This is a genomic window from Streptomyces nanhaiensis (assembly GCF_046614825.1).
Classification (GTDB): Bacteria; Actinomycetota; Actinomycetes; order Streptomycetales; family Streptomycetaceae; genus Streptomyces; species Streptomyces radiopugnans.
In genome coordinates, this window is sequence record NZ_JBKJFM010000258.1 from 1 (window position 1) to 4,452 (window position 4,452).

Annotated in this window: 4 protein-coding genes; 1 reads left to right on the forward strand and 3 read right to left on the reverse strand. The window is 75.5% G+C overall.

Annotated features, from left to right (window positions below; translation table 11 throughout):
* Nucleotides 1-63: 63 nt before the first annotated feature.
* Nucleotides 64-558, reverse strand: coding sequence for an XRE family transcriptional regulator (locus tag ACLIYP_RS29320; RefSeq protein ID WP_412716112.1), 495 nt, complete (start codon nt 556-558; stop codon nt 64-66).
* A 209-nt stretch (nt 559-767) separates the two neighbouring features.
* Between ACLIYP_RS29320 and ACLIYP_RS29325 the strand changes: the two genes are divergently transcribed.
* Entirely contained in the window at nt 768-1,910 is a 1,143-nt protein-coding gene (locus ACLIYP_RS29325) for a GGDEF domain-containing protein (protein ID WP_412716113.1), read from the forward strand.
* 144 nt (nt 1,911-2,054) lie between these two features.
* Here ACLIYP_RS29325 and ACLIYP_RS29330 read toward each other — a convergent pair whose 3' ends face one another.
* Together ACLIYP_RS29330 and ACLIYP_RS29335 are read right to left on the reverse strand one after the other, a co-directional pair.
* Nucleotides 2,055-2,525 carry a helix-turn-helix domain-containing protein gene (locus ACLIYP_RS29330; RefSeq protein ID WP_412716114.1) on the reverse strand — a complete coding sequence of 157 codons (471 nt, stop codon included), beginning with the start codon at nt 2,523-2,525 and terminating at the stop codon, nt 2,055-2,057.
* On the reverse strand, nt 2,522-4,452 hold a 1,931-nt coding region (locus ACLIYP_RS29335; RefSeq protein WP_412716115.1), incomplete at its 5' end, for an AAA family ATPase. The genes ACLIYP_RS29330 and ACLIYP_RS29335, both read right to left, overlap by 4 nt.

Genomic DNA, 4,452 nt, shown 5'->3' on the forward strand with positions numbered 1-4,452 from the left:
TTGGTGGCAAGTCAGTTCCGCAGGTGCCCCAGTCCGGACCGCATCGGGCGGGCCGGGGCGCGGTCAGTGCTCGGCGGGCCGGCCGTCCGGCGGCGCCGCGCCGGGGGGCGGCTGCTCCTCCTGCCGCGTACGCGCTCCGGGCTCGCTCTCCAGGACGTGCTCGACGATCCTCGTCACGGCCGCGAGCCCCTCGGGGGACAGCTCCAGGGCGCGCAGGGCGAGCTTTCTGACGCCCATGTTGTGTGCCACCCTGGCGAGTTCTATCTCGGCGTCGGTCCGGGTCGCGGCTCGCTCGTCCAGGAAGTAGGAGGCGGGGACGCCGAAGAAGCGGGCCAGGGCCGTCAGGAGCTCGGTGGAGGGGTTCTTCTTGGTGCCCTTGCGCAGGGCGGACAGATAGGCGCCGCCCACCCGGACACCGGGCTCCGCGCGTTTGACGGCGGTGGCGACCTCCTCGTTGGTGTACCGGCGGCCCTTGGGGCCCTCCGGGCGGACGGTGTCGAAGAGCCGGTCGAGTCTCTCCGCCAGCGTCCGATCCCCGCGGGTGGTCGGACACCGCATCCACCTCCACCACACCGGAACCGACCAGGAGCCGTCACCGCATCATAACTCCTGCCGACCGGACGGGAGTTGACAGCCCGGTCATTCAGGAGCCTAAACTCACTCATCGCATTCGCTCAACTACCAGTTGAGTTGAATGGTGAACAGTTCAACCGCAGGTTCACCACCGCCCATGCGCCGGACCGCACGACCGGGGGAGAAGGGGATCGATGAGTACTGCGCCGAGGACGACCGAGGAGCACGCGCCGTCCCCCTCGTGCTGTCCGGGAGGCGGCCATCACCCCCTGACCGACGACCTCACCGGGCTGCTGGTGAGGAGGGCCTGGGAGATCAGGGCCTCCCAGGCCCTCGCCTCCGCCCGCCGGCAGCACAGGCCGCTCGCACTGCTGCTGGGCGACCTCGACCGCTTCAAGTCCGTCAACGACACCTACGGCCATCTCGCCGGGGACGCCGTGCTGCGCGCCGCGGCGGACGTGCTGCGCCGTGTGGGGAACGCCGTCCAGAGCTCGGCCGGGGACGCGGTCTGCGGGCGCTACGGAGGCCACGCGGGCGACGAGCTCCTGGCCCTGCTGCCCGGCGCCGGCCCCGAGGAGGCGATGGCCGCGGCCCGGCTCGTCCAGCAGGGCGTGCGGGAGATGTCCGTGCCGGCCCCGGTCAGCCGCGGCACCACCGTGACCATCACCGGGCAGACCGTCTCGCTCGGCATCGCCGTCTGGGATCCGGCCGACCCCGCCCCGGGCGGGCTGTCCGACCTGCTGCTGGACTCCGACGTGGCGCTGCGGCAGGTCAAGCGCGAGGGAGGCGGCCGCATCCGGCTGGCCGGCACCCCCTGCACGCCCGACCCGCGCCCGGCGGCCCTGGTGCCCGGCCCCTTCCAGGCGATACCGCCCGCCGCCCGGCCGAGCTGGCTGCCCTACGGCGGGACGCACCGCGCCGTGCCCGCGGGCACCTGGTGGGACGCGGTGCGGATACCGGGGCGGACGGGGCTGCGGGTGCTCGACGCGCTGCTGCGCCACGGCGACCGGCCGCCCGGCCCGGTCATCGCCGACCTGCCCGCGGAGGGGCGCGTCCAGGGCGGAATGCCGGAGGGGGACTGGGACCGGTCGCGGATGTACTTCCTCATCCCGCCCAGGGCCGCCGAGCGCTGGGAGCTGCCCGGCACCCGTGTGCTGGGCCGCGGCTCCTACGTCGTCGTGCCCGACGCCGCCAGCACCCGTCCGCCGGGCCTGCACTGGATCGTGCCTCCGGCCGCCGACCGCCGGCTGACCAGCATCCGCGCGCTGCGCGCGGCCCTGGAGGCCGCGAAGGCCACCGGGACGGCGGAGGGCGCCGCACCGGCCTCCTGCGCGTAGGGCCGGAGACCGCGGGGGAAGCGGACCGCACGGGGCCCGCGGGGTCCGTGCGGGACGCGCCTGCGGGGCGTGCCGCCCCGGTTGCCGGCCGGGCACGCGGAAGGCCGGTGCGGCACCCTCCCGGCTGTCGGTCATACCGGCACTCTAGGAGCATCTCACCGCACCTGTCCCGGCCTTCGTGCCACTCTCCGCGATCGTCATATGCCACTGCGTACCGATCCGGACGGCGGGCGGGACGGGATCCGCGGAGGCCGGATCGGCAGGGGCCGGATCCGCGAGGGCGGGCCCCTCCAGCGGCTCGAACACCACGCGCGGCTCGCCGCCTTCGAAGGTGAGCGCGAAGGAGGCGTCCAGGGCTCTGGCCAGCCGGGCGAGCACCGCCAGGGTCGGCATGCCGCCGCCCAGCTCCAGTCGGGAGACCTGCGGCTGGCTCATGCCCGCGCGGCAGGCCAGCTCCGTCTGGGAGATGCCCAGCGCCCTGCGGCGTCCGTACACGGCGCGGCCCAGGCCCTCGGCGACCCTCGCCTTCTCCCGGGCCCGGTCCGCCTCGTCGTGGACGTACTGCGCCCCGTTCCACCGGGCGCGGGCGGCACCGCGCCGGAGCCGGCCCCTCACAGCGCCGCACCTCCCGCCGCCACCGCTTCCGGAACCGCTTCCCGAACCGCTTCCGGAGCCGCCCCCGGAATCGTCTGCGGGACGGACTCCGGAACCGTCTCCGCCGCGCCGGCGGCACTCCCGGTGCGGGCCGCACGGGTGCGGAACGCCTCCTTCACCTCCCGCCAGCGCCGCTCCTGCTCGCGCGTCATACGGCCGCGCAGCTCGGCGAGTTTGAGCAGGTTCGCCTCGGCGTCCGCCGACAGCGTGCGGGCCTCGGCCGTGTAGTGGTCGTCGATCAGCGCCTCGACCTCCTCCTCCGTCATCACCGGCGCCAGGCGCCCGGCCAGCTTCCCCGTGTCGCGGTAGGAGCCCTGGAGGCGGAACGGCGGCTCGGTGCGGGCCGCCTCGTCGCCGGACGCGGAGGCGATGTAGGCGGCGTTGACCGCCAGCACCGTGCGCCGCACCCGCAGCAGCCCGCGCAGCACGCCCAGCACCTGCTCCAGTTCGGCGGGCGCGTACGGGTGGGACAGGTGGTCGGCGCGAGCCGCCGGATCACCGGCGGCCAGCCGCACCAGCAGCTCGGTGTCGGCGCGTTCGCGCGAGGCCAGGGGCGCCAGCACCGGGTTGGCGGTGAGGGAGTTCTCGATGTGGCTGAACGCGAACAGCTCCTCCCGGCCGGACAGGACGTCGCCCAGGTTCCACACGTCCGCGCGGTTGGCGAGCATGTCCGGGACGCGGAAGCGGGCGCCGGACTCGGTGAAGGGGTTGCCCGTCATGCACACCGCGAACCGCTTGCCGCGCAGGTCGTACGTGGCCGGCCGGCCGTCGGAGAACCGCACTCCGTCCAGGCGGCGCTGGGCGTCGCACAGCGGGATGAAGCGCTGGAGCAGCTCCGGCGAGGTGTGCTGGACGTCGTCGAGGTGGAGCAGGACGTCGCTGCCCGTCTCCAGCGCGAAGTTGATCTTCTCGACCTCGCGCCGCGCGGTGGCGTCCGGTGCGGCGGCCGGGTCCAGGGAGGTGGTGCGGTGGCCCAGCGCCGGGCCGTCGACGCGGACGAAGGCCAGGCCCAGGCGGGCGGCGACGTACTCCATCAGCGTCGTCTTGCCGTAGCCGGGCGGGGAGAGCAGCAGGAGCAGGCCCTGGCTGTCGGTGCGGCGGTCCTCCCCCGCCGTGCCGAGCTGCTTGGCGAGGTTGTCGCCGATCAGCGGCAGGTAGACCTCGTCGATGAGGCGGTTGCGGACGAACGCGGGCAGCACGCGCGGCACGTACGCGTCCAGCCGCAGCCGCTCGCGCTCGGCGTCCAGCAGTTCGGCCCGGCGCCGGGTGTAGGCGCGGTGGGCCGGGACGCGGACGGCGCGGAACTCCTCGGTGCGGGCGAGGAACTCGTCCAGGCGCAGCGGCAGGGCGCCGCCGGTGATCCGCGGATGGGTGCCCAGCAGCCCGGTGACGACGGCGGTCAGCGGGGCGTCGACGTCCCGGTGCTCCAGCGCCTCGCCGCACAGGGCGACGGCGACGGCCTCGGGCAGGTCGGGGGACGGCGCGGCGTCACGCCCGTCCTCGCGTCCTTCCCGTCCTTCCCGGGCCGCGGACCCGGCGTACGCGCCCAGCCAGGCCGTCGCGAGCTGGTGGAGGGCCGCGGGCCGCCCCGGCTCCCCCGGCGATCGGCCGCCCAGCGCCCGCAGGTCCTCGGCGAACTCCTTGGCCGGGGCCGACTGAGCGCCGCCCAGCGAGGCGTGGAAGCCGTCCAGCAGGGCGCGGGCGGCGGGGCCGACGGCGAACCGGCCGCCGCTGAAGGCCAGTTCCTCGGCCAGATACGCCCCCACCGCGGCCGGGCGCGAGGGCGCCGGCAGCCCGGCGCGCTCCAGGAACTCATGTGCCGCACGGCCCAGTTCGGCGGCGAGCGGCTCCAGCGCGCCGTGCGCGCCGAAGGCCGCGCGGGCGCGGG